Annotated in this window: 19 protein-coding genes, 1 other RNA gene and 1 pseudogene; 14 read left to right on the plus strand and 7 right to left on the minus strand. The window is 72.1% G+C overall.

Going from position 1 to position 24,105, the window contains the following annotated elements; genetic code table 11:
- The first annotated feature begins 17 nt into the window (after positions 1-17).
- On the plus strand, positions 18-737 hold the full coding sequence (locus tag CNO20_RS00170) for a class I SAM-dependent methyltransferase (protein WP_101294036.1): 720 nt from the start codon (positions 18-20) through the stop codon (positions 735-737).
- Positions 738-807: 70 nt separating this feature from the next.
- Here CNO20_RS00170 and CNO20_RS00175 read toward each other — a convergent pair whose 3' ends face one another.
- Complete coding sequence (locus tag CNO20_RS00175; RefSeq protein WP_101294037.1) at positions 808-1,512, minus strand: lipoate--protein ligase family protein; 705 nt, start codon at positions 1,510-1,512, stop codon at positions 808-810.
- 54 nt (positions 1,513-1,566) lie between these two features.
- On the opposite strand from CNO20_RS00175, the gene CNO20_RS00180 reads away from it, so the two are divergent.
- The 4 genes and pseudogenes from CNO20_RS00180 to CNO20_RS00195 all read left to right on the plus strand — a co-directional run.
- Complete coding sequence (locus CNO20_RS00180; RefSeq protein ID WP_101294038.1) at positions 1,567-2,568, plus strand: DUF8155 domain-containing protein; 1,002 nt, start codon at positions 1,567-1,569, stop codon at positions 2,566-2,568.
- A gap of 204 nt (positions 2,569-2,772) precedes the next feature.
- The gene (locus CNO20_RS00185) at positions 2,773-4,206 is read left to right on the plus strand and encodes an FAD-dependent oxidoreductase (protein ID WP_101294039.1); all 1,434 of its coding nucleotides are present in this window, start codon (positions 2,773-2,775) and stop codon (positions 4,204-4,206) included.
- A 136-nt stretch (positions 4,207-4,342) separates the two neighbouring features.
- Positions 4,343-4,801, plus strand: a complete 459-nt coding sequence (locus CNO20_RS00190; RefSeq protein WP_101294040.1) for a PaaI family thioesterase — start codon at positions 4,343-4,345, stop codon at positions 4,799-4,801.
- A 103-nt stretch (positions 4,802-4,904) separates the two neighbouring features.
- Positions 4,905-7,040: pseudogene (locus CNO20_RS00195) on the plus strand (histidine kinase N-terminal 7TM domain-containing protein); the annotation flags it as partial.
- Between the two features lie 58 nt (positions 7,041-7,098).
- Here CNO20_RS00195 and CNO20_RS23620 read toward each other — a convergent pair.
- The 3 genes from CNO20_RS23620 to CNO20_RS00210 form a co-directional block, all read right to left on the minus strand.
- Positions 7,099-7,671, minus strand: a complete 573-nt coding sequence (locus CNO20_RS23620) for a cysteine hydrolase family protein (RefSeq protein ID WP_101294042.1) — start codon at positions 7,669-7,671, stop codon at positions 7,099-7,101.
- A 168-nt stretch (positions 7,672-7,839) separates the two neighbouring features.
- Positions 7,840-8,610, minus strand: a complete 771-nt coding sequence (locus tag CNO20_RS00205; RefSeq protein ID WP_101294043.1) for a sulfite exporter TauE/SafE family protein — start codon at positions 8,608-8,610, stop codon at positions 7,840-7,842.
- A gap of 9 nt (positions 8,611-8,619) precedes the next feature.
- Entirely contained in the window at positions 8,620-9,885 is a 1,266-nt protein-coding gene (locus CNO20_RS00210) for an NRAMP family divalent metal transporter (protein ID WP_101294044.1), read from the minus strand.
- A 220-nt stretch (positions 9,886-10,105) separates the two neighbouring features.
- Here CNO20_RS00210 and CNO20_RS00215 point away from each other — a divergent pair, with 220 nt between their 5' ends.
- The 3 genes from CNO20_RS00215 (at position 10,106) to CNO20_RS00225 (ending at position 14,583) form a co-directional block, all read left to right on the plus strand.
- On the plus strand, positions 10,106-11,713 hold the full coding sequence (locus tag CNO20_RS00215) for an Hvo_1808 family surface protein (protein WP_101294045.1): 1,608 nt from the start codon (positions 10,106-10,108) through the stop codon (positions 11,711-11,713).
- 84 nt (positions 11,714-11,797) lie between these two features.
- Positions 11,798-13,351, plus strand: a complete 1,554-nt coding sequence (locus CNO20_RS00220) for an Hvo_1808 family surface protein (protein ID WP_199174685.1) — start codon at positions 11,798-11,800, stop codon at positions 13,349-13,351.
- A gap of 77 nt (positions 13,352-13,428) precedes the next feature.
- Entirely contained in the window at positions 13,429-14,583 is a 1,155-nt protein-coding gene (locus tag CNO20_RS00225) for a nicotinate phosphoribosyltransferase (protein WP_101294046.1), read from the plus strand.
- Between the two features lie 126 nt (positions 14,584-14,709).
- On the opposite strand, the gene CNO20_RS00230 is transcribed toward CNO20_RS00225, so the two are convergent.
- Complete coding sequence (locus CNO20_RS00230) at positions 14,710-15,312, minus strand: TIGR00296 family protein (RefSeq protein ID WP_101294047.1); 603 nt, start codon at positions 15,310-15,312, stop codon at positions 14,710-14,712.
- Between the two features lie 121 nt (positions 15,313-15,433).
- Between CNO20_RS00230 and rnpB the strand changes: the two genes are divergently transcribed.
- The 6 genes from rnpB (at position 15,434) to CNO20_RS00260 (ending at position 22,134) form a co-directional block, all read left to right on the plus strand.
- An RNA gene (gene rnpB, locus CNO20_RS00235) (RNase P RNA component) lies at positions 15,434-15,941 on the plus strand.
- A gap of 125 nt (positions 15,942-16,066) precedes the next feature.
- Positions 16,067-18,742 carry a heavy metal translocating P-type ATPase gene (locus tag CNO20_RS00240; RefSeq protein ID WP_101294048.1) on the plus strand — a complete coding sequence of 892 codons (2,676 nt, stop codon included), beginning with the start codon at positions 16,067-16,069 and terminating at the stop codon, positions 18,740-18,742.
- Between the two features lie 25 nt (positions 18,743-18,767).
- Positions 18,768-19,703 (plus strand): cation diffusion facilitator family transporter, encoded by a 936-nt coding sequence (locus CNO20_RS00245; RefSeq protein WP_101294049.1) that lies wholly within the window; start codon positions 18,768-18,770, stop codon positions 19,701-19,703.
- A gap of 117 nt (positions 19,704-19,820) precedes the next feature.
- Complete coding sequence (locus tag CNO20_RS00250) at positions 19,821-20,909, plus strand: zinc metalloprotease (RefSeq protein ID WP_101294050.1); 1,089 nt, start codon at positions 19,821-19,823, stop codon at positions 20,907-20,909.
- 57 nt (positions 20,910-20,966) lie between these two features.
- On the plus strand, positions 20,967-21,824 hold the full coding sequence (locus CNO20_RS00255; protein ID WP_101294051.1) for a hypothetical protein: 858 nt from the start codon (positions 20,967-20,969) through the stop codon (positions 21,822-21,824).
- Between the two features lie 31 nt (positions 21,825-21,855).
- A complete protein-coding gene (locus tag CNO20_RS00260; protein ID WP_101294052.1) occupies positions 21,856-22,134 on the plus strand; it encodes a WNWW family protein in 279 nt (92 codons plus the stop codon).
- Between the two features lie 36 nt (positions 22,135-22,170).
- Here CNO20_RS00260 and CNO20_RS00265 read toward each other — a convergent pair whose 3' ends face one another.
- Together CNO20_RS00265 and CNO20_RS00270 are read right to left on the minus strand one after the other, a co-directional pair.
- Complete coding sequence (locus CNO20_RS00265) at positions 22,171-22,599, minus strand: GtrA family protein (RefSeq protein ID WP_233203837.1); 429 nt, start codon at positions 22,597-22,599, stop codon at positions 22,171-22,173.
- On the minus strand, positions 22,596-24,023 hold the full coding sequence (locus CNO20_RS00270) for a sulfatase family protein (RefSeq protein WP_101294053.1): 1,428 nt from the start codon (positions 24,021-24,023) through the stop codon (positions 22,596-22,598). The genes CNO20_RS00265 and CNO20_RS00270 overlap by 4 nt, the downstream gene beginning before the upstream one ends.
- Positions 24,024-24,105: the final 82 nt, after the last annotated feature.

A 24,105-nucleotide genomic window follows, 5' to 3' on the forward strand; every position in this document is an offset into this window, starting at 1 on the left:
GTCGAGACGGTTCCACCATGTCCGATCCCTTCGGCCGTGCCGTCCGCGACTGCCACCGCGGGACGCGGGACGAACCGCTCGTACAGCGCGACGGCGACGAGGCGCTCGACCACCCGATCGAGCGGTTCTACTTCGACGAGTTCGCGGCCGACGGGGAGGAGGGGACGTGGCTCGAATCGCGCCTCGGGGGTCCGCTCCTCGATCTGGGCGCGGGGGCGGGGCGGCACGCGCTGTACTTCCAGGAGCGGTTCGAGACGGTCGCGCTGGAGGTGAGCGACCACCTCGTCGAGACGATGCGCGAGCGCGGCGTTCGCGACGCCCGCCGGGGGGACATGTTCGCCCTCCGCGACGCGTTCGGCCGCGACCGGTTCGAATCGGCGCTGGCGATCGGCACGCAACTCGGGCTCGCGGGGTCGGTGCAGGGCCTCCGCCGGTTCCTGGGCGATCTGGCGTTCGTGACGACGCCCGACGCGACGGCCGTCCTCGACTGTTACGACCCGGAACGCGGGCGGTGCGCCGAACTGCTCGGCTTCCGCCCGGATCCGACGCCGGGGCTCGCACACCGGATCATGCACTTCGAGTACGAGGGAGACGTCGGCGAGACGCTCCTGTTTCGGTTGTTCAGCCCGGACCGAGTGCGCGAGGCGGCGGTCGGGACGGGGTGGGTCGCGGACGAGGTGCGACGCGGATCCGGCGCGGGCGATCCCCACTACAGGATCGCGCTCGCGAAGCCGTAATCCGAGCCCTTCGCGTTCTGTGGTCTCATTTTTTCCGAGGAGCTGGCGAACCGGATCCGCGACGCCCGACTCACCCGACGCGTTCCACCGCCGTCTCGCGTCCGTCTGCGAGCGCCTCCTCGATCGCGCGCGCGACCGCCTCCGGGTCCGACGGCCCGCCCGCGTCCGCGACGCTTCCCACCGTGTCGGGGTCGAACGGCGCGCCGAGGGCGTCGTACACGGCGGCGAGCGCGTCAGCCAGCTCCTCGCGCTCGTCGACGATCGCGCACCCGGAGACGAGCGCCGCGCCCTGGCGGACGCGCTGGGCGATCCCGACGATCTTTCCGCCGCCCCCGGCCGTCCCGTCCGCGTCGCCCCGGATCGAGTGCTCCCCCGGACAGAACGACCGCGGGGGTTCGCCGCGCCGGGCGTCGACGCCCAGCCCGCGCAGCGCCCGCAGGACCGTCTCCGTCGCGTCCTCGTACCGCCGGTCCAGACCGACGCGGATGTCGTCGACCGGGACCGCGTGCGCGAACGCCAGCGTCGTCTCGCCCGTGTACGCCGCGGCCCGCCCGCCGACGCTGCGGGTGATCGCCGGGTACCCTCGATCCTCCGCCGCGCGGACGGCGGCCTCGTACCCGTCCGCGTGGGCGTCGCGGCGGCCGAAGGCGACCTGCCGGTGCGGCGCCCAGACGCGGATCGCCGGTTCGCCCGTCTCGGCCGTCCGGCTCAGCATCTCGGCCGTGACCTCGCGGTCCCGCCGGGGCGTCTCGGCCCGGCCGCGTACGACTCGCATACGCGTGCGGAGCATCCCGACGTACCTAAGCGCATCCGTCCCCTCCGGGCCGCCATGGCGGTGACGCTGCCCGCGGACGTGCTCGAACGCTACCGGCGCTTTTCGCTGTACAACTCGCCGTACCCGGCGCACGACCGCGGCTGCGCGATCGACCTCTACCCCGAGACGAACGAGGGGATCTCGCCCGTCGCCGGGGAGGTGCTCGACGCGCGAACCGTCCGCTGTCCCGACCGCCCCTACGCGGTCGATCACGACCACCTCATCCTGATCGACGCGGACGAGCGGTGCGCGGGATCCGACGGCGACGGGTACGTCGCCCGGGTCCTCCACGTCGACCCCGTCGTCGAACCCGGCGACCGCGTCGAGGTCGGCGACCCGCTCGGCGAGATGGTCCGCTCCGGCTTCTTCGGTCAGTGGGTCGACAACCACGTCCACCTCGGGTTCCGCGAGCGCGGGCGGAACGCCTACCGCGCGGCCGGATCGCTCCCGGTCGACGTCGACGCGCCTGTCGAGCCCCTGCCGTGGGACGGGACCGGCACGGTCGTCGAAACCGGACCGACCCACGCCGTGCTCGACTCGCCCGTCCACCCCGCGCCGGGCGAGTGGTTCGCCGGGATCGCCGCGGACGACGGGACCGTCCTCGACGGCGGCCTCGCCCACTACGGGGGCGGCGGGGCGCTCGCGTCGACGCCGCCCGCGTCCGCGGCGAGACGGTCGGCCGGGGCAGGGCGGACGACCGCGACAGGCCGAGGCGACGCGCCGGGGCGGGCGACCGCGGCGGGGATCCGATCCCCGGGCGCGGAGTGCGGCGATTCCGCCCGCGAACTGTCGCTCCTCGGGACGCCGATCGGCGTCGCCGAGGGCCGCGACGTGACGTGGCGGCCGATCGACGTGCTGGCGAACGGCGAGCGCGTGACGGGGATCTCGCTGTTCGCCGCCCGCGACGCCGCCTTCGGGGCGAAGCTCGTCGCGCCGGATCACGACCTCGCCGTCGGCGACGAGGTCGAGGTGTCGATCCGACCGAGCGACGATCCGATCAGACTCGGCGGGCGGTGAGAGGCCCCGGGGAACGGCGGGCGGCGAGGATCCGGGTCGTCGAACCCCGCTCTCGGACCTCGTCGCGGTCCCGAACGTCGGTTCGCCCCGCGGACAGCGCCGCGCCGAAGGTCGCCACCTCGCCCGCGGCCACGGTATCGCGGTGTGACCGGTCGGTCGCCCGACCGACGACGGTTCTTTCCTCCGCCCGCGCCTCTCTCTTCCATGGGAGACACGTTCGTAGTGGTGGGCGGCGACGCGGCGGGGATGAGCGCCGCGAGCAAGGCGAAGCGCGACGCGCCCGAGATGGACGTCGTCGCGTTCGAGAAGGGAAACTGGGTGTCGTACTCTGCCTGCGGGATGCCGTACTACATCGAGGGGAGCGTCGAATCGCTCTCGGATCTCGTCGCGGTCGACCCCCGGGAGTTCGTCGAGGAGCGCGGCATCGACCTCCGACTGCGCCACGAGGTCGTGGGGATCGATCCAGAGCGCAGAACGGTCGCCGTCAGGGGCGAGGGCGGCGAGTTCGAGCAGCCGTACGACGCGCTCCTGATCGCGACGGGCGCGCGGGCGACCGTGCCGCCGGTCGACGGGACGGACCTCGGCTGCGTGTTCACGCTGCGATCCCTGGACGAGGCGCGGACGATCCGAAAGCGCGTCGAGGACGCCGGCGCGGATCCGGACCGCGAACCGCCCGGGTCCGCCGACCCCGACGAGGACGTCGCCGCGTTCCTGCTGGAGCGCGACCCGACGACCGTCGGCGTCGTCGGCGGGGGGTACGTCGGCCTCGAACTCGCCGACGCGCTCCACGCCCGCGGGCTAGACGTGCACCTCTTTCAGCGCTCGGAACACGTGCTCAGCCCGTACGCCGACACCGTCGCCGAAGTCGTCGAGGATCACCTGCGGGAGCGGGGCGTCACCCTCCACCTCGGTTCGTCCGTGACCGGGCTCGCGGGCGACACCGACGTCGCCGCGATCGAGACGGCGGACGGCTCGGTCCCCGTCGACATGGCCGTCGTCGGGACCGGCGTCGTCCCGAACGTCGAACTCGCGGCGGACGCGGGCGTCACGATCGGGGGGACGGGTGCCATCGCGACCGACCCGTACAACCGGACCAACCTCGACGACGTCTACGCCGCCGGCGACTGCGCCGAGGTCGAGAACGTGATCACCGACGCCCCGACGTACGTCCCGCTGGCGCTCACCGCCAACCGGCACGGGCGCGCCGTCGGAAGCACCGTGGCGGGACGGCCGACGAAGGGTGGCGGCGTCGTCGGCACGGCCGTCGCGAAGGTCGTGGAACTGGAGGTCGCCAGAACGGGGATCACGGACCTCGAAGAGGCCCGAGAGGCCGGCTTCGACCCGGTCGAGCGGACGATCACGACCGGGTCCCGGGCGAGCTACGATCCCGGCCGCGCGCCGATAACCATCCAGATGGTCGCCGACGCGGCGAGCGGCCGGCTCCTCGGGGCGAGCATGGCCGGGACCGACAGGGTGGCGAAGCGCATCGACACGGTCGCCACCGCGCTCCACGCGGGGATGACGCTCGATCAGGTCGAGCGGCTCGATCTCGCGTACGCCCCGCCCTTCAGCCCCGTCTGGGATCCGGTCCTCACCGCGGCGAAGGTGCTGAACGGGGCGCTCGGCCGAGACGACTGACCGGCGCGCGTTCGGCACCGCGCGTTCGATTCCCGCGTTCGGCGTCGGGCGGCCGCGTTCCTCTCCTCGCCGGCGCAAGGAATCGCGGCCGCCGGACGACCGCAGACTACATGTGCCCGCTCGCGGACGTTTCGGTATGCCAACACCGTCCGACGACGGAGACCTCCCCGACGGCGCGGCGGACCTCGTCCGGAGACGCGTCGAGGAGGAGCACGGGTACCTCTCGTGGCTCGGAACGCGCGTCGAGTCCGTCGAGCGCGGCCGGATCGTCATGACGGTCCCGTACGACGAGAAGCTCACGAACGCGACGACTCCGCCGACCGTCCACGGGGGCGTCGCCGCGACGCTCGTCGACACCGCGGGCGGGATCGCCCTGCGAACGACGCTCGACGATCCGCTCGCCGGCGGGGTCGCGACCGTCAACCTGAACGTGAACTACCTCCGGCGGGCCTCCGGGGATCTGACGGCGACCGCCGAGGTCGTCCGCGCCGGGGGGACTATCGGCGTGAGCGAGATGACCGTCGAGGGCCCGACGCCCGACGGCGGGACCGAGGCGGTCGCGACCGGACAGGCGGCTTATCGCCTGTTCAGGTGAACCACCGGACAACTCGGCGATAGGTCCGCCCTCCTCGCGCGGGACGAACCGACGAACCGCGCCGGTCGGTAAAGCTATACGGGGAAACGCCACAGTCCGTGGTATGTTCCAGGGCGTGACACCTTTTGGCGCGGCGCTGCTCGTCAGCGCCGGGGCGGGGTCGGCGCTGTTGGCGGCGCTCGCGGCGCTCGCGTGGCGGCGTCGGCCGCGGGCCGGCGCCGGCCCGTTCGCCGTCATGATGGCGCTGGATGGGCTCTGGTTGTTCGTCGTCGCGCTCCAACTGCTCGCACCCTCGCCCGAGAGCGCGATCCGGTTGTTCCGCCTCACGCAGGCGCTCGTCGTCTTCGTGCCAGTCGTCTGGATCGTCTTCGCCCTCTCGTACGCCGACCGCGCCGATCGGCTGTCCCCCCGCGTCGTCGGTCTGCTCCTCGCGTTTCCCGCCGCCGTCGCCGCCCTGACGCTCTCGGACCGCGGATTCGTCGTCTCCGGGGCTGCGGCGACGTCTCTCGGCGGCGTGTGGGGCGTCTCGTACGCGTACGGCCCGATCGGACGCCTCAGCGCCGTCTACGCGTACGCCCTGGTCGTCGCGGGCTTCGTCGCGCTCTTCCGGCTGCTGCTCGGCTCCTCGCGGTACCACCGTAGGCAGGTCGGACTGGTCGTCGCCGCCGCGACGCTCCCCGCCGTCGCGAACGCGCTCTCCCTCGCGGGCGTCGGCCCGTTCTCGGCGTTCGATCCCACGCCGTACGCCGTCGCCGTCGAGGGGGTCGTGCTCTTCGTCGCGCTGTTCGATTCCCGGCTGTTCGACGTCGCGCCGGTCGCCCGCGCCGCGCTGGTCGACACCATGGCCGACGGCGTCGTCGTCCTCGACGGCGAGGGACGCGTCGTCGACATCAACCCGGCCGCGGCCGCGCTCGCGGGTGCGCGGAGCGACGACGGGGAGCGCCGCGGCGGAGTCGACGAGGGTTACGTCGGCGCCGACGTCGACGCGGTGCTGCCGACTATCGGGGCCTGGTTGGCGGCAGACGGGGACCGCGGCACGGTGACGCTTTCCGGACCCGACGGGCCGCGGCACGTCGACGTACAGGTCACGGAGCTTTCCTCCGGCCCCGTCCGCCCGGCGGGGCGGCTCGTCGTGCTGCGCGACGCGACGGAGCGGGTTCGGCGCGAGGAAACCCTCGAAGCGCTCCAGACGGCGACCCGCGCCCTGATGAGCGCGCCGACCGAGCGGGCGGTCTGCGACACCGCGGTGTCCGCCGCCCGCGACCTGCTCCGGCTCGAGTACGTCGCCGTCTACCTGCTCGACGAGCGGACCGGATCCCTCGAACCGGCGGCGTACACCGACGGCGTGTCGGAGCTGTACGATCCGGTTCCGTCGTTCCCCGTCGGCGAGGGCCTCCTCGGCGCGGCCTTCGAGGCCGGGGAGGCGCTCGTCTACGACGACGTCCGCGACGCCCCCGAACTCCGCGACGACGAGACGCGCCTCGGCGGCGCGATCGTCGTCCCCCTCGGCCGCCGCGGCGCGCTCGCCATCTCGACGACCGGGCCGGTCGAGTTCGACGACGAACTCGTCAACTTCGCCGAACTCCTCGCCGCGAGCGTCCGCGCGGCGCTCGCCCGGGCGGAGCGCGAGCGCGAGCTCGCAGCGCGGAACGAGCGCCTCGACGAGTTCGCGGGCATCGTCTCCCACGACCTCCGCAACCCCCTCTCCATCGCCGCGGGCTACCTCGATCTCCTCCGGGAGGAGCGCGGCGGTTCGCCCCACCTCGACCGCGTCGAGGACGCGCTCGCCCGCATCGACGACATCACGACCGACATGCTGGCGCTGGCGCGGGAGGGCGACCGGGCGTCGCGCCGCGAGCCCCTCCGGCTCTCGACGGTCGCCGAGAGCGCCTGGGAGACGGTCGTCACCGGCGACGCGCGGCTGGACTGCGCGCTCGGCGATCTCACGGTGACGGGCGACCCCGGCCTGGTCAGACAGTCGTTCGAGAACCTGTTCCGGAACGCCGTCGAACACGGCGGCTCGGGAACCGTCGTCTCCGTCGGACCGCTCGCCGACGGGACCGGGTTCTTCGTCGAGGACGACGGCCCCGGCGTCCCGGCGTCCAGGCGGGGGAGCGTGTTCGACCGGGGCTACTCGACGGACGACGGGACGGGCCTCGGGCTGGCGATCGTGCGGGACGTCGTCGACGCGCACGGCTGGCGTGTCCGACTCGCCGACGGCGCGCGCGGCGGGGCCCGGTTCGAGATCGTCACCGACGGGGAGCGAACGGCCGGAGGTGCGACGGCGGCCGAGCCCGCTACTCGAACTCGACCTCGTCCAGCGTCGTCACCTCGCCGAACAGCCAGCCCGCGTGGTCGATCGCGTACGCCTTGTGGTCGTCCTCGATGGCCCCGACGGCGTCCTCGACGAGCACCGGCCGGAAGTCGCGGAGGCCGGCGCTCCCGGCGGTGTGGAGCACGCAGACGTTGGCGAGCGTCCCGCAGATGAGGAGGTCGTCGATCCCGTGCGCCCGCAGCCATCCCTCCAGGTCGGTCCGGTAGAAGGCGTCGTAGGTGTGCTTCGTCACGACGTGATCCCCCTCGCGCACGTCGAGTTCGTCGACGATCTCCGTCTCCCAGGTCCCCTCGACTACGTGCTCCCCCCAGCGCTCGAACTCATCGTAGTAGTGGGCGTCCTCGAACTGCTCCGGCGGGTGGACGTCCCGGGTGAAGACGACCGTCGCGCCCGCCCCGCGCGCTCTCGCGATCAACTCCGAGACGGGCTCTACGGCCGCCTCGCTCCCGGGGGCGTAGAGGCTGCCGTCCGGGTGGCAGAAGCCGTTCTGCATGTCGACGACGACGACCGCCGTGCGATCGGGTGCGAACTTCATGGTCGATTCTACGCCCCGAAGCGCAAAACGGTTGTCTCGACCCGTCGGGTGTCGGCCGGTCGGGGTCCCGATCCGTCGCCGCCGCGAGCGCGCGGACCGTCGGGCTCTCCGACCCGGCGGCCTCTTGGGGGTGACGACGCGTCGACCGCGGCCGCCGATCCCTCGGGGCTACGCGACGAGCGAGATCGCGACGAGCACGAGAACGCCCCCGAGCGCCGACTTCAGCCGCGCCGTCGGAATCCGGTGAGCGAGCCGCCACCCGACGACGACGCCGACGAGCTGCGGCACCCCGACGAGCGCCGCGAGCGACGGCGACACCGCGCCGTGGGCGGCGTACGTCGCGGCCGCGAACCCCGAGAGGAACACCGACTGAACCTGCGCGGCGGCGACCGCGAGCAGCATCGGCGTTCCGAGGAGCACGAGCGCCGGGACCGTCAGCACGGGTCCTCCGACCCCGAGCAGCCCCCCCGTCACGCCGATGGCGAAGCCGACGGCGGCAACGACCGCCCGTCCGCGCGCCGTCTCCGAGTCGATCTCCGCGACCGCGGCGAGCCCCCGGCGCTCGCGCGCGACGATCACGACCCCGACGGTCGCGAGAAACGCGGCGAGCAGGCCGCCGAAGACCGACCGCGGCAGCCGCGTGTTCAGCGTCGCGCCGACGACCGCGCCGAGCACGCCCGTCGCGCTCAGGATCGCCGCGAGGAGGCGTCCCCGCTCCCCGGTCAGTTCGCCGGATCGCCGGTAGGCGTAGCTGCCGACGAGACCGGTCGCGACGAACGTCGCGCTCGCGGTGCCGGCGACCGTCGCGGGCGACGCCGGGGTGAGCGCGAACAGCGCCGCGGTGACGAAGACGCCGCCGGGTCCGACGGTCGTGATGCCCGCGCCCGCGAAAAGGGCCACGAGGACCAGCGCGACGGCGACGTCGATCGGCGGCGTCATCGCGGGCGCTCAGAGGCCCCCGGACGTCAGCGCGTCGAAGAAGCCCGGGGCGGAGGTGACCGCGAGGTAGAGCGCGAGCACCACGAGGGCGAGATTCGCCGCCGACAGGGCCAGCCCGTTCCGGTGTTCGCCCATCGTCGCGCGATCGTTCACCGCCCAGAACAGGAGCGCCGCCGTGATCGGCAGCCCGACGATGCCGTTGTACGCCGGAAAGAGGATGATCATGTCGACGACGCTGAGGCCGAACGCCCGGTGGACCAGCGGCGAGAGGCTGCCCAGGCCGACGCCGGCCGCGTAGATGAGCTTGAACTCGCGGCTCGCGCTGTCGACCTCTCGGCCGCGAGCGTGCTGGAGCAGGTAGGCCGGCGTCCACATGATCGGGACGATGCTGTTGAACGCCGCCGCGACGGCGCCGACGAGGAACAGCGCCATCGCCCACCCGCCGAGCACCTCCGCGAGCGCCAGCCCGGGCGTGATAAACGTCTCCAGTTCGGTGTAGCCGGCCGGCCTGAGAACCGCGGCGGCGACGACGACGATGGCGACGGTCGTGGCGCCGCCGACGAAGTACCCGATGCCGAGGTCGCGCCGCATCGTCGCGACGTCGTCGGCGCCCGTCCAGTTCTTCCGGTCGACGAGGTTCGATTCGAGGAAGAAGTTCGGCCACAGCGCCGTGGTTCCCATGATCGCCGCGGCGAGCGTCACCGCGCCCGCGTCGGGAAGCGCGGGGACGAACCCCGCCGCGACCTCCGGGACCGACGCGCCGCTTTTCGCCGCGACGACGAGATACCCCACGAGCAGCGCGAGCATCATCGCCGTCATCAACCGCTCGATCCCCTCGTAGTTCATCACGCCGACGGCGATCGCGGCGATCCCGGTCAGCACCGCGATCGGCTGCCAGCCGACCGCGCCGCCGGTGAGGATGGATACCCCCTTCCCGACCGCGGCCGTGAGTTCGAGCGTCCAGGCGACGCACCCGGCCGAGAGTACCAGCGCGAGCCCCGTCGCGGCGGGACCGCCGAGCTTCCGCCGCGCGAAGCTCATCAGGGTGTCGCCGAAGATGCCGAGCCGGGCGCTCATGTCCTGGGCCATGAACCCGAGGAGGACCGCTCCGACGACCGCCCAGAGCAGCCCGTATCCGTACCTGACGCCGGCCGAGCTCGCTATGAACACCGATCCCGAGCCGAAGTAGCTCGCGACCATCACGAACGCCAGCCCGTACTGCTGGAAGAAGCCGGTCGCCGTGTCGCGGAGCTCCGAGGCGTATCCCGCGGACATCTATCGGTACGTCCCTCCCTCGCGGCTCGTCGTCCGGCGGATCGCCGCTCGTCTACCAGATGTGACTAAACGACCGCGCGGCCGGTCAGGATAGGTCATACGTCTATACTGTACGCGTCTCCTGACAGTCTTCTTCGTGCCTGTATATGCCGGTCCATTAACTCCCCCTCGCCGCGATTCTCTCGAAAACTTACTTCCCTCCCGGCCCCCATCGGCGAGTATGCGACGCGTCATCGCCGTCTGTTTCGTCCTCCTTCTGGCCGGCTCCGCCGTCGGTCCGCCGGTCGCGGCCGCGCCGGTCGGACCGGCGCAGGCCGATTCTCCCGTTCAGACCCGCGCCCAGAGCGAGTCCCCCGTCCGAGCGCAAACCCAGGCCGAAGCGTCCGACGGGGTGACCGTGCGTCCCTCGGGGAACGAGCCGATCGGCCGCGTGAACGGCTACTGGCACAACGATTCCATCGCGGTCGATCAGTCGGACGGACTGAACGAGAGCGAGATGGAGGCGTACGTCTCGCGCTCCATGGCCCGCGTGGAGCACCTGCGCGACCGAAAGTTCAAAGAACCCGTCCCCGTGACGGTCGTCTCCCGCGACGAGTTCCGCCGGGAGTCGGCGGAGCGACAGTCGAACGAGACGTTCGGCGCCTGGAACAACCAGGTCTGGGAGGCGCTCTTCATCGTCGGCCGGTCGAACGACGCGCAGGACGAACTCGGCTCGACCTACGGCGAATCGGTGGCGGGCTACTACTCCCCGTCCGACGACGAGATCAAGATCGTCTCCGACTCGCCGGACCGACCGACGGTCGACAACGCGACGCTGGTCCACGAACTGACGCACGCGATGCAGGACCAGTACTACGACCTGTCTGACTCGCGCTACGCCGGCGAGACGCAGGACGGCGAACTCGCGGCCGACGGCGTGGTGGAGGGCGAGGCGAACTACGTCGAGGCCCGGTACGCCGAGCGGTGCTGGGCCGAGTGGGAGTGCGTGCCCAGGCGGGGAGGCGCCGGCGGAGGGTCGCCGCCGAACCTCGGCATCCTCCTGACGATCTTCCAGCCCTACTCGGACGGACCGGCGTACGTCCACGAGCGCTACCGAGAGGGCGGCTGGGCGGCCGTCGACGCCGCGTTCGCCGACCCGCCGGTTTCGACGGAGCAGACGATCCACCGCACCGACGAGAAGCCGGTCCCGATCGAGTACGAGGACCGCGCCAGAAACGGCTGGCGGACGTTCCCGGACCAGGGCGAGAACGGCTCCGACACCGCCGGCGAGGCGTCGATCTACGCCATGTTCTGGTACCAGGCGCGGCAGTACGGCGCGGACACGATCGACCCGCAGGGGCTGCTCCGGAACGCGGGGCGGTACAGCACGTACAACTACGACGCCGCGCCGTCGAACGGCTGGGGCAACGACCGACTCTTCCCCTACCGGAAGGGATCGGGCGACGACGCGAAGTACGGCTACGTGTGGGTCACGGAGTGGGACACGGCGCGCGACGCGAAGGAGTTCCGCGACGCCTACCTCGCGATCCTCGACGCCCACGACGCTGCCGCGGCCGGCGGCGGCGTCCGCGTCGTCGAGGACGGCCCGTTCGCCGACGCCTTCCGCGTCACCCGCGACGGGACGCGCGTCACGATCGTCAACGGGCCGACCCCCGCCGCGGTGAAAGACATCCGACCGGCCGCCTCCGAGGCCGACCCGGCGTCGGAGAAGCCGGCCCCGCTCGGCGACGGCACCGGCGTGTCCCTGCCCGGGTTCGGCGCTCCGGCCGCCGTCGCCGCCCTGATCGCGGCCGCGGCGGTCGCCGTCGCGCGTTCCCGGCGGCGCTGACCCGTCACCGTCCCGCAGACGCGAACGACCGTTTCACGCGGACGCGAGCAACACTTTTTGCCGCCGCTGTCCCCCTTCGGAGGTGTGCACCGCCGAACGGCAGCCTCCGCGGTCGTCTGCCTCGCCGTCGTCATCGCGGGGTGCGCCGCGCCCGTCTCCCCGCCGACCGGCGACGGCCCCGAATCGGACTGGGACGAGCGGTCGAGCGAGCGCGTCGGGTGGGTGAACGGCTACCGGTACGACGATCCGATCGCGGTCGACCAGTCGGACGGGCTGAACGAGAGCGAGACGGAGGCGTTCCTCGCGCGGACGATGGCCCGCGTCGAGGTGATCCGCGGGCTGCCCTTCCGCGAACCGGTGTCGGTGCGGGTGATCACCCGCGAGGAGTTCCGCGAGCGGATCGCCGGCGGAGGCGGGCGGAGTCCCGAGCGCGCGGCGTGGCACAACCAGGTGTGGCGCGCGCTGCTCCTGGTCGACGAGGGGCGGAACGTCTCGGACGTGCTCGACGGGCTGTACGGCGAGAACGTCCTCGGCTACTACTCCCCCCGGAACGGCGAGATCGTCGTCGTCACGGACTCGCGGACGCCCCGGATCGACCGGCGGACCCTCTCGCACGAACTCGTCCACGCCCTCCAGGACCAGCACTTCGGCCTCGGCGGGCGACCGGGGACGCTCGACGGTCGGCTGGCCCGCAACGGCCTCGTCGAGGGCGACGCAGGGTACGTCGAACAGCTGTACGAACGGCGGTGCCGCGCCGACTGGGAGTGCGTGCCCCGTCCCCCGCGCGCCGGTCGGAACGTCTCCGTCGCCGACGACGCCTTCGGGGTGTACGCGACGATCTACCAGCCGTACAGCGACGGCCCGCAGCTCGTCCACGAGCGCCGCGCGGCCGGCGGGTGGGCCGCGGTGAACGCGATGTACGACCGGCCGCCGGCGAGCGCCGCGCAGGTCGTCCACCCGGAGAAGTACCCGGACGCGGAACCGGTTCCGGTCGAGATCGAGGACCGGTCGTCCGCCGAGTGGTCGCGGTTCGACGTCGAGCGACCGGCGGACACCGTCGGGGAGGCGGCGCTGTACGTCGCGCTCCGCGAGCGCGGACGGATCGGATCGAACCACTTCCTGTCGTCGACCGACCCGTACTCGCCGTACAACTACAGCCACCCGATCACCGACGGCTGGGCGGGCGACAGCGTCGTGCCCTACCGGAGCGCGGACGGCGAGTACGGCTACGTCTTCCGGACCGTCTGGGAGACGGACGCGGACGCCGAACGGTTCGCGAGCGCCTACCGGGCGACGCTGCGGACGGGCCTCGGGACCGAGCGCGCCGGGGAGAGGACGTACCGCGTCCCCGAGAACCGGCCGTACAGCGGCGCGTACCGCGTCACCCGCGCCGGCGACGCGGTCACGATCGTCAACGCCCCGACGGTCGAGCGCCTCGACGGCGTCCACCGCCCGCCCGCGTCCGCCGATTCGAGGCGAAAATCGGCGGACGGCGGCTCGCTCGAACCCCGTGATCCTCCTCCCGCCGAGAGCGCGTTCGACCCCCTCGCGGCCGACCGGGCCGCCCTGCCGGCTCCTCCCTCAGCCGTGACCGATGTTCCCCCGGCCGCAGTTGGTGGCCCGTTCGCCTGCAACTGACGTCCCCTCGGCCGCAACTGGTGTCCGCTCGGCCGCAACTGGTGGGGTTTTTGCGTCGCCCGCCTAAACGGCGACCAATGAGCGAGTTCGACATCGTCGGGAGCGAGGCCATCCTGGAGGGCCGCGCCACCGACGCCTACTTCGAACGCACGGAGACGACGCTCCGGAACGCGGGGCGGAACCCGCGGGTCGTCGCCGAGGTGACGGCCGACCAGTTCCCCTCGGGGGACTTCGAGCTTCTCGCGGGCGTCGAGGACGCCGCGCACCTGCTCGCGGGGCGGGCGGTGGACGCCGACGCGGTCCCGGAGGGCCGGCTGTTCGACGGCGGCCCGGTCATGCGGATCGAGGGACGCTACCTGGAGTTCGCCCGGCTCGAAACGTCGCTTCTGGGGTTCCTCTCCCACGCGTCGGGCATCGCCACCGCCGCGCTCGAAACCCGGACGGCCGCGCCCGACTCGACCGTCCTCTCGTTCGGCGCGCGGCACGTCCACCCCTCGATCGCCGCCGTCGTCGAGCGGAGCGCGCTGCTCGCCGGCCTCGACGGCTTCTCGCACGTCGCCGCGGGCGACATCCTCGGGCGCGAGGCGAGCGGGACGATGCCGCACGCGCTCGTCATCTGCTTCGGCCGCGGACGCCAGGAGGAGGCCTGGCGCGCCTTCGACGAGGCGGTCCCCGAGGGCGTCCCCCGTATCGCGCTCTGCGACACGTACTCGGACGAGAAGGACGAGGTCGTCCGCGCGGTCGAGGCGCTCGGCGACCGCCTCGACGGCGTCCGACTCGACACGACGAGTTCCCGTCGGGGGGATTTCCGCCACATCGTCCGCGAGGTGCGCTGGGAGCTCGACGCCCGCGGGTACGACGGCGTCGACATCTTCGTCAGCGGGGGCCTCGGCCCCGACGACCTGCGACGCCTCCGCGACGTAGTCGACGGCTTCGGCGTCGGCGGCTACATCTCGAACGCGGACCCGATCGACTTCGCGCTCGACATCGTCGAGGTCGAGGGCGAACCGACGGCCAAGCGCGGCAAGCTCTCCGGCGTGAAGGAGGTGTACCGGACCCCCGGCGGCGGCCACCACGTCGGCCTCCGGGACCGCCCGGCCCCGGCGGACGCCGACCCGCTCTTCGAACCGCTCGTCAGGGACGGCGAGATCGTCGCCGAGTTCGACCTCGACGCGGCGACGGAGCGGGCGGCGGAGGACGCTGCGCTGACGGGATTCGGACGGGTCGACTGAGCGGTCGGCGAGGCGCGCGGGTTCGAGGAGGGCGACCGGACGCGGCCGGCGGGTGGCGGGCAGCGGCGGTGAATCGCGTCGGGCGGACCGCAGAAGGAGTCGGAAGGAACTGGAAGGCGTCGCCGATCAGAGCTGCTGAACGCTGCCGCCGTCGGGCCGCTCGCGGAACACCTGTCCCTCGAACAGCGTCACCATCGTGTCGTCGTCCTGCCACGCGAACGGCGAGAGCCTCGCCTTCCGGCAGACGCGGGTGAGGTACTCCTCCTTGCTCCAGCCGTTCTCGACGGGGATCGTCGGGTAGAGCCAGCCGTGCTGGCCGCCGTTGTCGATGGCGACCCCGTGGACGCCGAGTTCGAGGTCGGACAGGGGATCGTTGGTGAGAACGTAGTTGCAGACGACGCAGACCGAGACGTTCAGGTTCGGGAGCTCGGGGGGTTCGACTTCCGACCCGCAGGAGTCGCCCGACGCGGCCTTGATCGCCGCGTCGACGATGGCGTGTCCGAGCTGATCCTTCCCGCGATACGCCCCCGCGCAGCCGCGCAGCCTGCCGCGGCCGCGGATCGACTGGAGCCGGACGAAGGCGCCCGTCCTGTTGTAAAACGCCTCGCGCATGCTCCCCGGCTGCTCGCGTTGTCCGTGCAAAACGTACGATTCGACCGATTCCCGCGCTAGTTCGACCGCCCGAGCCCCGTCCTCGTAGGAGAGGCGTACGGTCTGCGCCTCGGACATATATCGTTTCTGGAACTGAAACGACTTGAACGCTTCCCTTCACACAAAATGAATAGTGAGGGATTTTCCCGACTAAGCGAACGACCGAACGGCTTATTGCCGCCAGTCGATTAGTTCCGGTGGCAGAGAGAGCCCGACCCCCGTGCCCGAGAGCGCGCCCGATTCCGGGCGCTCGACGGGCATGAGGAAAGTCCCCCCACCGTCCGGACGGGTGACCGGGCGCAAGCCCGGAGCCGGAGACGGCTGGCTCTGGAACAGAAACGAGACCACTCGGCCCGACCGATGAGGTGTAAGACCCGAGGCGACACGTCGTCGCTTCGGTGTAAGACCCAAGCCGGTCCATCACCGGCTTGGTGTACGACCCGAGGCGGTGATGGACCGGCTCGGGTCCGCGAACCCGACCGCGAGGAAGGGGAGTTAACCCACCGAGGGCGCGGGACGGCGAGGCCGTCCCGCCACGTCGTGCCAGCGGGCACGCGGACGGCCGAGAACGGATGGAACGGCGAATCCTCACCGGTGCAAGTCCGCGCCGCGGGCGGCGACCGCCGCCCCAAGGTAGTCCGGACACGTGGACGCGGACGCTCAGCCGAATGTCGGGACGAACAGAAGGGGGCTTACTCCTCTCAGCCGCTTCTCGAAACTACGCGACAGAAATATATTATTAACTAAACCGCGAACAGATATTATAGATTCGTATACGAAGGCCGTTCTCTGGCAGATGAATTAATATCGATAGAGCCGCTACGGACACCCAATGACCGATACGCAGCGGGACGCTCGCCGCACCGATTCCTGCTGTGCCTGTTGCGATTCCGACGAGCGTCCGGACGGAAACGACCCGGTAGACGAGTCGAGCGCGGGAGACGAATCGCCCGTCCTGCGGCTCTCAGTCCCGGAGATGGACTGTCCGTCGTGCGCGGGGAAGGTGGAGACGAGCGTCGCGGCCCTCGACGGGGTCCTCGCGATCGAACCCCGCCCGACGACCGGGACGCTCGTCGTCCGGTACGACCCCGACGAAACGGGTCCCGAGGCGATTCGCGGGCGCGTCGAGGCCGCCGGGTACGCGGTGCGGGCGGACGAAACCGAGACGTTCGAGGTTCCGGAGATGGACTGCCCCTCCTGCGCCGGGAAAGTCGAAAACGCCCTCGAAACGGTCGACGGGGTGATCGAGTTCGACACTCGGCCCACGGCGGGGCGGGTCGCGGTCACCTACGACCCGAGCCGGACGAGCCGCGGGGCCGTCGTCGCGGCCATCGAGGGCGCGGGCTACGCCGTCGAATCCGACGACGGGATCGCGTCTCACCACTCCGTCTGGCGCAGCGCGCGAGCGCTGAAGACCTGGGCCGGGGCGGCGTTTCTCCTCGCCGGGATTCTCTTCGAGTACCTCCTGACCGGGCAGAACGTCGCCCTGGGGACGGTCGTCGGCCGCGAGATCACCGTCGACTGGCTGGCGTACGTCGCGGCCGCCGCCGTCGCCGGGCAGGGAATCGTCCGCAACGGCTACTACTCGGCGCGGAACCGCAACCTCGACATCGACTTCCTGATGGCCGCCGGGATCCTCGGCGCGCTCGCGGTGAACCTGCCGTTCGAGGCGGCGACCCTCGCGGTGCTCTTCAGCGTCGCGGAGCTCCTCGAACGCTTCTCGATGGATCGCGCGCGGAACTCGCTCCGGGAGCTGATGGAGCTGTCGCCGGACACGGCGACGGTCCGCCGCGGGGGCGAGGAGGCGACGGTCCCCGTCGAGGAGGTCGCCGTCGGCGAGACGGTGGTCGTCCGTCCGGGCGAGAAGGTGCCGCTCGACGGGAGCGTCCGCGAGGGCGCGAGCGCGGTCGACGAGTCGCCGATCACGGGCGAGAGCGTCCCCGTCGACAAGGAGCCCGGCGACGAGGTGTACGCCGGCAGCATCAACGAGGAGGGGTACCTCGAAGTCGAGACGACGGCGACCGCCGCCGACTCGACGCTCTCGCGCGTCGTCGAACTGGTCGAGGACGCGCAGGCCAACCGGACGGAGAGCGAGCGCTTCGTCGACCGGTTCGCCCGCTACTACACGCCGGTGATCGTGGTCGGTGCCGTCGTCACCGCCCTCGCCTCGCCGTTCGTCTTCGGCGTCTCGTGGACCGAGGCGTTCGTCCGAGGGCTGACGCTGCTGGTGATCGCGTGTCCGTGCGCGTTCGTCATCTCGACGCCCGTCAGCGTCGTCTCGGGCGTCACGAGCGCCGCCCGAAACGGCGTCCTCATCAAGGGCGGCAACTACCTCGAGGCGATGGGCGAGATCGACGCGGTGGCGATCGACAAGACCGGGACGCTCACGACCGGCGAGCTCGGCGTCACCGACGTCATCCCGCTGAACGGGACGAGCGAGACCGACCTCCTGCGCTGCGCCCGCGCCATCGAGCGACGGAGCGAACACCCCATCGCGGCGGCCGTCGTCGAGCACGCCGAGGACCGCGGCGTGCCGGACCGCGAGATCTCGGAGTTCGAGTCGATCACCGGCAAGGGCGTGCGGGCGGACCTGGACGGCACGACCCACTACGCCGGCAAGCCGGGCCTCTTCGAGGATCTCGGGTTCGATCTCGAACACGCCCACGTGGAGACGGACGGCGGAGCGGCAACGGCCGGCCGCGACGCTACAGATGGCGGAACGGCAACGGCCAGCCGCGACGCTGCTGACGGCGGAGCCGGATCGAGCACCGGCCGCGAACTCGGCTACCTCGACGAGGCGGCCGAGTGCGAGCACGGATCCTACCTCGACCTCGTGAACGAGACGGTCCCGCGCCTGCAGGCTGAGGGGAAGACGGTCGTCCTCGTCGGCACGGAAGACGAACTGGAGGGCGTCATCGCCATCGCCGACACGGTCAGATCCGAGGCCGAGTGGGCCGTCTCCCGCCTGCGCGACCTGGGGGTCGGGCGGATCGTGATGCTCACCGGCGACAACGAGCGGACGGCCCGGGTGATCGGCGAGCGGGTGGGAGTCGACGAGGTGCGCGCGGACCTCCTGCCGGAGGAGAAGGTCGAAGCGGTCGAAGACCTGGCCGACGAGTACGGACGCGTCGCGATGGTCGGCGACGGGGTGAACGACGCGCCGGCGCTGGCGACCGCCTCCGTCGGAATCGCCATGGGCGCGGCGGGCACCGACACGGCGCTCGAAACGGCGGACGTCGCGCTCATGGGTGACGACCTCGCGCGGCTTCCGTACCTCTACGACCTGTCGCGCCGGGCGAACGGCGTCATCCGGCAGAACGTCTGGTCGTCGCTGGCGGTGAAAGCGGTGCTTGCGGTCGGCGCGCCCCTCGGGCTGGTGTCGGTCATCCACGCCGTCGTGATCGGCGACATGGGGATGAGCCTCGGCGTCACCGGCAACGCGATGCGGCTCGCGGGCGTCTCGCCCGACGACGCGCCGGGAGGCGACGCCGAGACCGAGCGCCCCTGAGCCTCCCCCCTCTCCCGCGCATCCGATGTCCGGTCACGATCACGACGGTCACGATCACGACGGTCACGACCGCGGCGCGGCCGGCGGCCTCCGGGCGCTGGCGCTGGCGCTCGGCATCAACACCGCGTTCTTCTTCGTCGAACTGGTCGGGGCGCTCCTGGCCGACTCGCTGACGCTCCTGGCCGACGCGACGCACATGCTCACCGACAGCGCGAGCCTCGGGCTGGCGCTCTTCGCCGCGTGGGCGGCGACCCGGCCGCCGGATCCGAGACGGACGTACGGGTACCACCGCGCGGAGGTGATCGGCGCGCTCCTCAACGGGGTGTTCCTGCTCGCGGTCGTCGGCTACGTGCTCGTCGACGCCTACGGCCGCTTCCGGAACCCGCGGCCGGTCGACGCCGGGCTCGTCGTCCTCGTCGGCGTCCTCGGGCTCGCCGCGAACGCCGCGGCGGCGTGGGTGCTGTCGGACCACCGCGGATCGCTCAACGTCGAGGGGGCGTTCCTGCACCTCCTCGCCGACGCCGCCGGGAGCGTCGCCGCGATCGTCCTCGGCGTCGTCCTCTCGTTCACCGACCTGTACGTGCTCGACCCGCTCTTCGCGCTCGTCGTCGCCGCGCTCGTCCTCTACTCGGTCGCGGATCTGCTCCGGGACAGCCTCAACATCCTCCTGCAGGGGACTCCCGGCGGGATCGACGTCGACGAGGTTCGCGCGGCGCTCGCGGCCGTCGAGGACGTCGAGGGCGTCCACGACCTCCACGTCTGGGCGCTCGACTCCTCGCGGACCGCGCTCTCGGCCCACCTCGTCGCGCCGTCGGAGGCCGACGCCGACGCGATCCTGGCGCGGACGCAGGCGCTCCTCTCGCGCGACTTCTCGATCGATCACGCCACCGTCCAGATCGAGACCGGCGAGCGGGCGCTCGCCGAGGAGTTCGACTGCTACGCCGCGAACCGCGCGGCGTAGCGGCTCACCCCCGAGGTGACGGACCCGCCTCCCGAGACGACGTCGGTCGCCGCCCCGACCGGAACGGGAACGACGCGGGCCGGAACGCTCATGGCTCGTCCGGCCCCAGACAGGGTGATGAGCAGCCTCCGAGCCGCGCTGATTCCAGTCGCGCTCGCCGCTGCGCTCGTCTTCGCGGGCTGCGTGCTTCCCGTTCCGGTCGGCGGCCCGTCCGACTCGGTCGGCCCGACCGAGACGCCGAGCGCGTCCCGCGGGGACGACGCCGCCGGGGGTGGCTCCCCGGGCGCCGAAACGCCCACCCCGACGCCGGTCGAACCGCGTCCGAGCCCCTGGGGCGACGAGCCGATCGTCGTCGCCGTCGAGAACCCGGGCGAGCCGGGACGCGACTTCGTCCCCCTCGTCCGCGACGCGACGGCGTACTGGGAGGAGAACGCCGAGCGGTTCGCCGGCTACCCCGTCTCGTACCGCGTCGAGCCGGACGCGGAGGACCCCGACGTCGTCGTCCGCTTCGTCGACGACGTGCGGGAGTGCGGGGACGCCCACGAGGCGGCTGGCTGTGCGCCCCTCGTCACCGACGAGCGCCAGGTCGCCGACTCGGATCCCCTTCCAGTGTACGTGAAGACCGGGCTCTCGAACGACTCGACCCGCCTCGTGCTGAAGCACGAACTCGGCCACACGCTCGGCCTCACGCACGACGACGCGCCGCGGGAGGTCATGCGCGGCGCGTCGGTGCTGTACACCGAACCGCGGCCGAACGCGACCGAGCGGGCGTTCCCGTGGCGTGACGGGACGTTCGCGGTCTACGTCGACACCGCCAACGCCTCCGATCCCGAGGAGGCGCGCGAGCAGATCGGACACGTGCTCGAGTACTACGAACGGGGTGCCGACGGGAGCGTCCCGGACAACCTCACCTTCCGCACCGTCGACTCGCCGGACGAGGCCGACGTCGTCGTCCGGTTCGGCGACGAGTCCACCTGCCCGACCGGCTCCTGCGCCGCGACCGCCGGCCCCGACGTCGACGGGGACGGCGCGATCGAGTACTACACCCGGCTCCGGATCGTGCTCGCCGGCGTCGACACGGAGGCCGTCGGCTGGCACGTCGGCAACTGGATCGCCTACGGACTGGGCGCAGAAGAGCAGCGCGAGCGACCCGAGCCCTTCCGCGACGCCAGCTACGAGGAGCGCCGCGGCGAGTGGTGGCGGTAGTTCCCGTCACCCGACGACGGCGGTAGTTCCTTCTCCCCCGGCGACAGATTTTCCCCCATGGTTCCCGATCCCGCGACGTCCCCCCGTCGCGTCTCGTGGCGCGTCGATCCCGGCTCCGGTCTCCGAACGATCTCCAAATACGGTCTCGTCGGTCTGCTCGTCGCCCTCCTCGTTCTCGCGGTCGGAACCGTCGGATTCGTCGCGCTGACCTCGACGACCGCCGAGGCGACCGAAGCGCTGCTCCTGGTCGCGCTCGCGCTGCTCTTCGGCGGACCGGTGGCCCTCGTCTACCTCGCGGTCGCCGCCGGAATCGACGGCGCGGACGCGGTCTCGGACCTGCTGCCGGGCGCGGAACGTCCGGATCCGCGCCCGCTCGTCGCCGGTTTCCTCGTCGGGCTGGCGGCGCTCCTCTTGGCGGTCTTCCACCCCGCCATTCCGCTCGCGTACGCCGGCTGTCTCGTCGCGCTGTACGCGGTCGACGCCCTCCGCCGCACCGCCGGCTCGGTCGATCCGGAGACGTCGACGCTGGTCGTCGAATCGGGCGACGGCAGCCGCGAACACGACGTCGACGGCCTGCGCGCCGTCCGGGCGGTTCGGCTCGGCGGCTACGCGCTCTGTCTGCTCCGGTACGACGGCGCCCGGATCGACGACCCGTTCCTCCTCGTCGTTCCCGCCGAGCGACTCCCGGCCGTGCGCGCCGCGCTGGAGGCGATTGCCGGGTCGGAGTCCGATCGCCGCCGCGCGTCGCGGGCCGAACGGGGGATCCTCGCGGCGCTCGGGCTGCTCTTTCTCGGTGTTGCGGGATTCACGGCCCTGCGGGCGTCCGGACGGGTGGACGGCGCGGCGGTCGCCTACGTCGCCGTCGCGCTCGGCTTCTTCGGCGGGCTGTTCCTGCTCGTCGCCTGGCGCGCGTAGCGTTCATGGTCCGCCGCGCCCACCTTCCCGCATGGACGACGCCAGGCTCGACGCGGCCCTCGAATCCGCCTTCGGCGGCGCGCCGGCGGAGCGCCGAGTCGTCGTGCGGCAGGCACGCGACCTCGCCGACGCCGGGAAGGCGGAGGTCGACCGCGGCGCGCCGCTCACCGTCGACGAGGTGGTTCGGAACCTCGGCGACGCGCCCGCGGACTGCACGATCCCGGAGCGGTGGAACTGGTGGCTCGGCGCGCTGGAGGCCGCCTACGGCGGGTACGAACCGTTTCAGGTGCGCATCGTGTCGAAGGAGTAGCGAGGATAACCGTTCCGCCTCCGCCTCTCTCCCGCCCTACCACGTCCAGCGCGAGTCGAGGAGGTACCGGTAGAAGCCGCTCACGAAGATCGCGCCGAGGTTGGCGAGGGCGTACCCGACCGGCGCTCCGTTGACGAACAGGTAGAGCAGACCGACCTGAATCGGAATCGCCGTCCCCCGGACGAGGTTCGTCCGGAGCAGGCCGCCGGCGTACTCGGCCGCCGTCCGGTGGCGGGACGCTCCGAACGTCCACGCGTTGTTGGCGAAGTACTGGAGGACGATCGTGATCTCGATCGCGACGACGGCCGCGACGAGGTAGTACAGCCCGACGACCTCGACGAACGCCGCGAGCAGCGCCGTCTGCACGAGCGCGGCGGTCGACCCCACGACGAAGAACCGCGCGAGCCGCCCCGCTTCGGCACGGCTCGCGAGCCGCCGGACGCGCGAGTCGAACGACGGGATCACCGGTATCCGAGCGCCTTCAGCCGAGCGGCGATCTCGTTCGGCGTTTCGCGCTCCGCGGACTCGTTTCTCGCGAGGCGGGAGGCGTGCTCGTCGACCGCGGATTCGAGCCGCGCCGCGACCGCCGGCCGGTCGGCGGGGTCGCCGTACCGGTTCCGCTGCTCGCTCGGATCGGCTCTCCGGTCGTACAGCTCCCTGCGCCCCGTCTCCACGTGTTCGATGTACGTCCAGTCGGCCGTCCGCGCGCTCACGAGGAGTTCGCCCTCGTCGAGGCGGCGCGGGATGGGCTGCTGTGTGATCTCCTCTCCGCGAACCGCGACCGACACCGCCGGGGGACGCTCGCCCGAACGCTCGCGGTCGAACGGCGGGAGGACGGACTCCCCCTCCCAGCTCTCGGCCGGCCGGACGCCCAGCGCGTCGCACACCGTCGGCGCGATCGCGTCGAGGCCGACGTGCGGTTCGACCCGTCCGGCGGGGAGGTCGGGGTGCCAGAGGAGCAGGGGAACGTGGATGAGTTCCTCGTAGAGCTTCGGGTAGTGGGCGAGGTGTCCGTGTTCCAGGAACTCCTCGCCGTGGTCCCCCGCGACGACGACGCAGGTGTCGTCCAGGCGGCCCGCCTCCGACAGCGCCTCCAGCAGGCGGCCGACGCTCGCGTCGACCTGCCTCACTGCCGCGTCGTAGAGCGTCTTCAGGTCGGCGAGCGTCCGGTCACCCACCTCCCTGCCGAGCCCGGTGCGGACGTGCGCGCGCGCCATCCCGAACGCGCTCACCCGACGCGAGGAAACTTCGCGGAGGTACCGCAGCGCGGGGACGTACGGCGTGTGCGCGTCCATGTAGTGGACCCAGAGGAAGAACGGCCCGTCGGCGTCGCGGACGAACCGCGACGCCCGGCGCTCGACGTCGAGCATCCGGGACGTGTCCGCGAACGGGCGGTCGTCGGAGCCGCCCGCGAGGCGCGAAACCGCTCGCCGGAACGGGGACGTCGCGAGCTGAATCCACCCCTGTACCGTCGGGTGCGCGGCGAGGTATCGGCTGTACGGGCCCGATTCGGCCCCCGTCACGAACGATTCGAACTCGTCGAACCCCCGATCGTACCCCCAGTGGTGGGTCAGAAACCCGTTCGCCGCGTTGAATCCCCCGGTCCGAATCCCCGACGCCCGCAGGACCTCCGCGAGCGTCGGCGTCTCCGGGAGTCCGATGTCGGCGCTCGCAGCGAACACCGGCCGCGACGCGTGGACGCTGGGGAACGAAAACGGCGTCCAGTTGCCGTGCGCGAACGCGTTCTCGAACGCGAGGCCGTCGGCGGCCAGTCGGCCGAGCGTCGGCGTCAGATCGCCGGCGGGGGACGCGTCGACCGCGTCGGCTCTCAACGAGTCCACCGTGACGAGGACGACGTTCGAAACGCCCGGACTTCGGCTTTCGTTCATCGGTCGAGCCCGCATCCGGTCGCTGGCCGGGCCGCGCGCACGTCGGACGGAGGGTCTTCCGATCCCGGGTGCGGGATCGAAC

The organism is Halegenticoccus soli (assembly GCF_002844195.1).
In the GTDB taxonomy this organism is placed as follows: Archaea; Halobacteriota; Halobacteria; order Halobacteriales; family Haloferacaceae; genus Halegenticoccus; species Halegenticoccus soli.

Bases quoted from the DNA above. Each gene is read 5' to 3' on its own strand.
- CNO20_RS00170 (WP_101294036.1), top strand. From the start codon at position 18: ATGTCCGATCCCTTCGGCCGTGCCGTCCGCGACTGCCACCGCGGGACG.
- CNO20_RS00175 (WP_101294037.1), bottom strand. From the start codon at position 1,512: ATGCGAGTCGTACGCGGCCGGGCCGAGACGCCCCGGCGGGACCGCGAG.
- CNO20_RS00180 (WP_101294038.1), top strand. From the start codon at position 1,567: ATGGCGGTGACGCTGCCCGCGGACGTGCTCGAACGCTACCGGCGCTTT.
- CNO20_RS00185 (WP_101294039.1), top strand. From the start codon at position 2,773: ATGGGAGACACGTTCGTAGTGGTGGGCGGCGACGCGGCGGGGATGAGC.
- CNO20_RS00190 (WP_101294040.1), top strand. From the start codon at position 4,343: ATGCCAACACCGTCCGACGACGGAGACCTCCCCGACGGCGCGGCGGAC.
- CNO20_RS23620 (WP_101294042.1), bottom strand. From the start codon at position 7,671: ATGAAGTTCGCACCCGATCGCACGGCGGTCGTCGTCGTCGACATGCAG.
- CNO20_RS00205 (WP_101294043.1), bottom strand. From the start codon at position 8,610: ATGACGCCGCCGATCGACGTCGCCGTCGCGCTGGTCCTCGTGGCCCTT.
- CNO20_RS00210 (WP_101294044.1), bottom strand. From the start codon at position 9,885: ATGTCCGCGGGATACGCCTCGGAGCTCCGCGACACGGCGACCGGCTTC.
- CNO20_RS00215 (WP_101294045.1), top strand. From the start codon at position 10,106: ATGCGACGCGTCATCGCCGTCTGTTTCGTCCTCCTTCTGGCCGGCTCC.
- CNO20_RS00225 (WP_101294046.1), top strand. From the start codon at position 13,429: ATGAGCGAGTTCGACATCGTCGGGAGCGAGGCCATCCTGGAGGGCCGC.
- CNO20_RS00230 (WP_101294047.1), bottom strand. From the start codon at position 15,312: ATGTCCGAGGCGCAGACCGTACGCCTCTCCTACGAGGACGGGGCTCGG.
- CNO20_RS00240 (WP_101294048.1), top strand. From the start codon at position 16,067: ATGACCGATACGCAGCGGGACGCTCGCCGCACCGATTCCTGCTGTGCC.
- CNO20_RS00245 (WP_101294049.1), top strand. From the start codon at position 18,768: ATGTCCGGTCACGATCACGACGGTCACGATCACGACGGTCACGACCGC.
- CNO20_RS00250 (WP_101294050.1), top strand. From the start codon at position 19,821: ATGAGCAGCCTCCGAGCCGCGCTGATTCCAGTCGCGCTCGCCGCTGCG.
- CNO20_RS00255 (WP_101294051.1), top strand. From the start codon at position 20,967: ATGGTTCCCGATCCCGCGACGTCCCCCCGTCGCGTCTCGTGGCGCGTC.
- CNO20_RS00260 (WP_101294052.1), top strand. From the start codon at position 21,856: ATGGACGACGCCAGGCTCGACGCGGCCCTCGAATCCGCCTTCGGCGGC.
- CNO20_RS00270 (WP_101294053.1), bottom strand. From the start codon at position 24,023: ATGAACGAAAGCCGAAGTCCGGGCGTTTCGAACGTCGTCCTCGTCACG.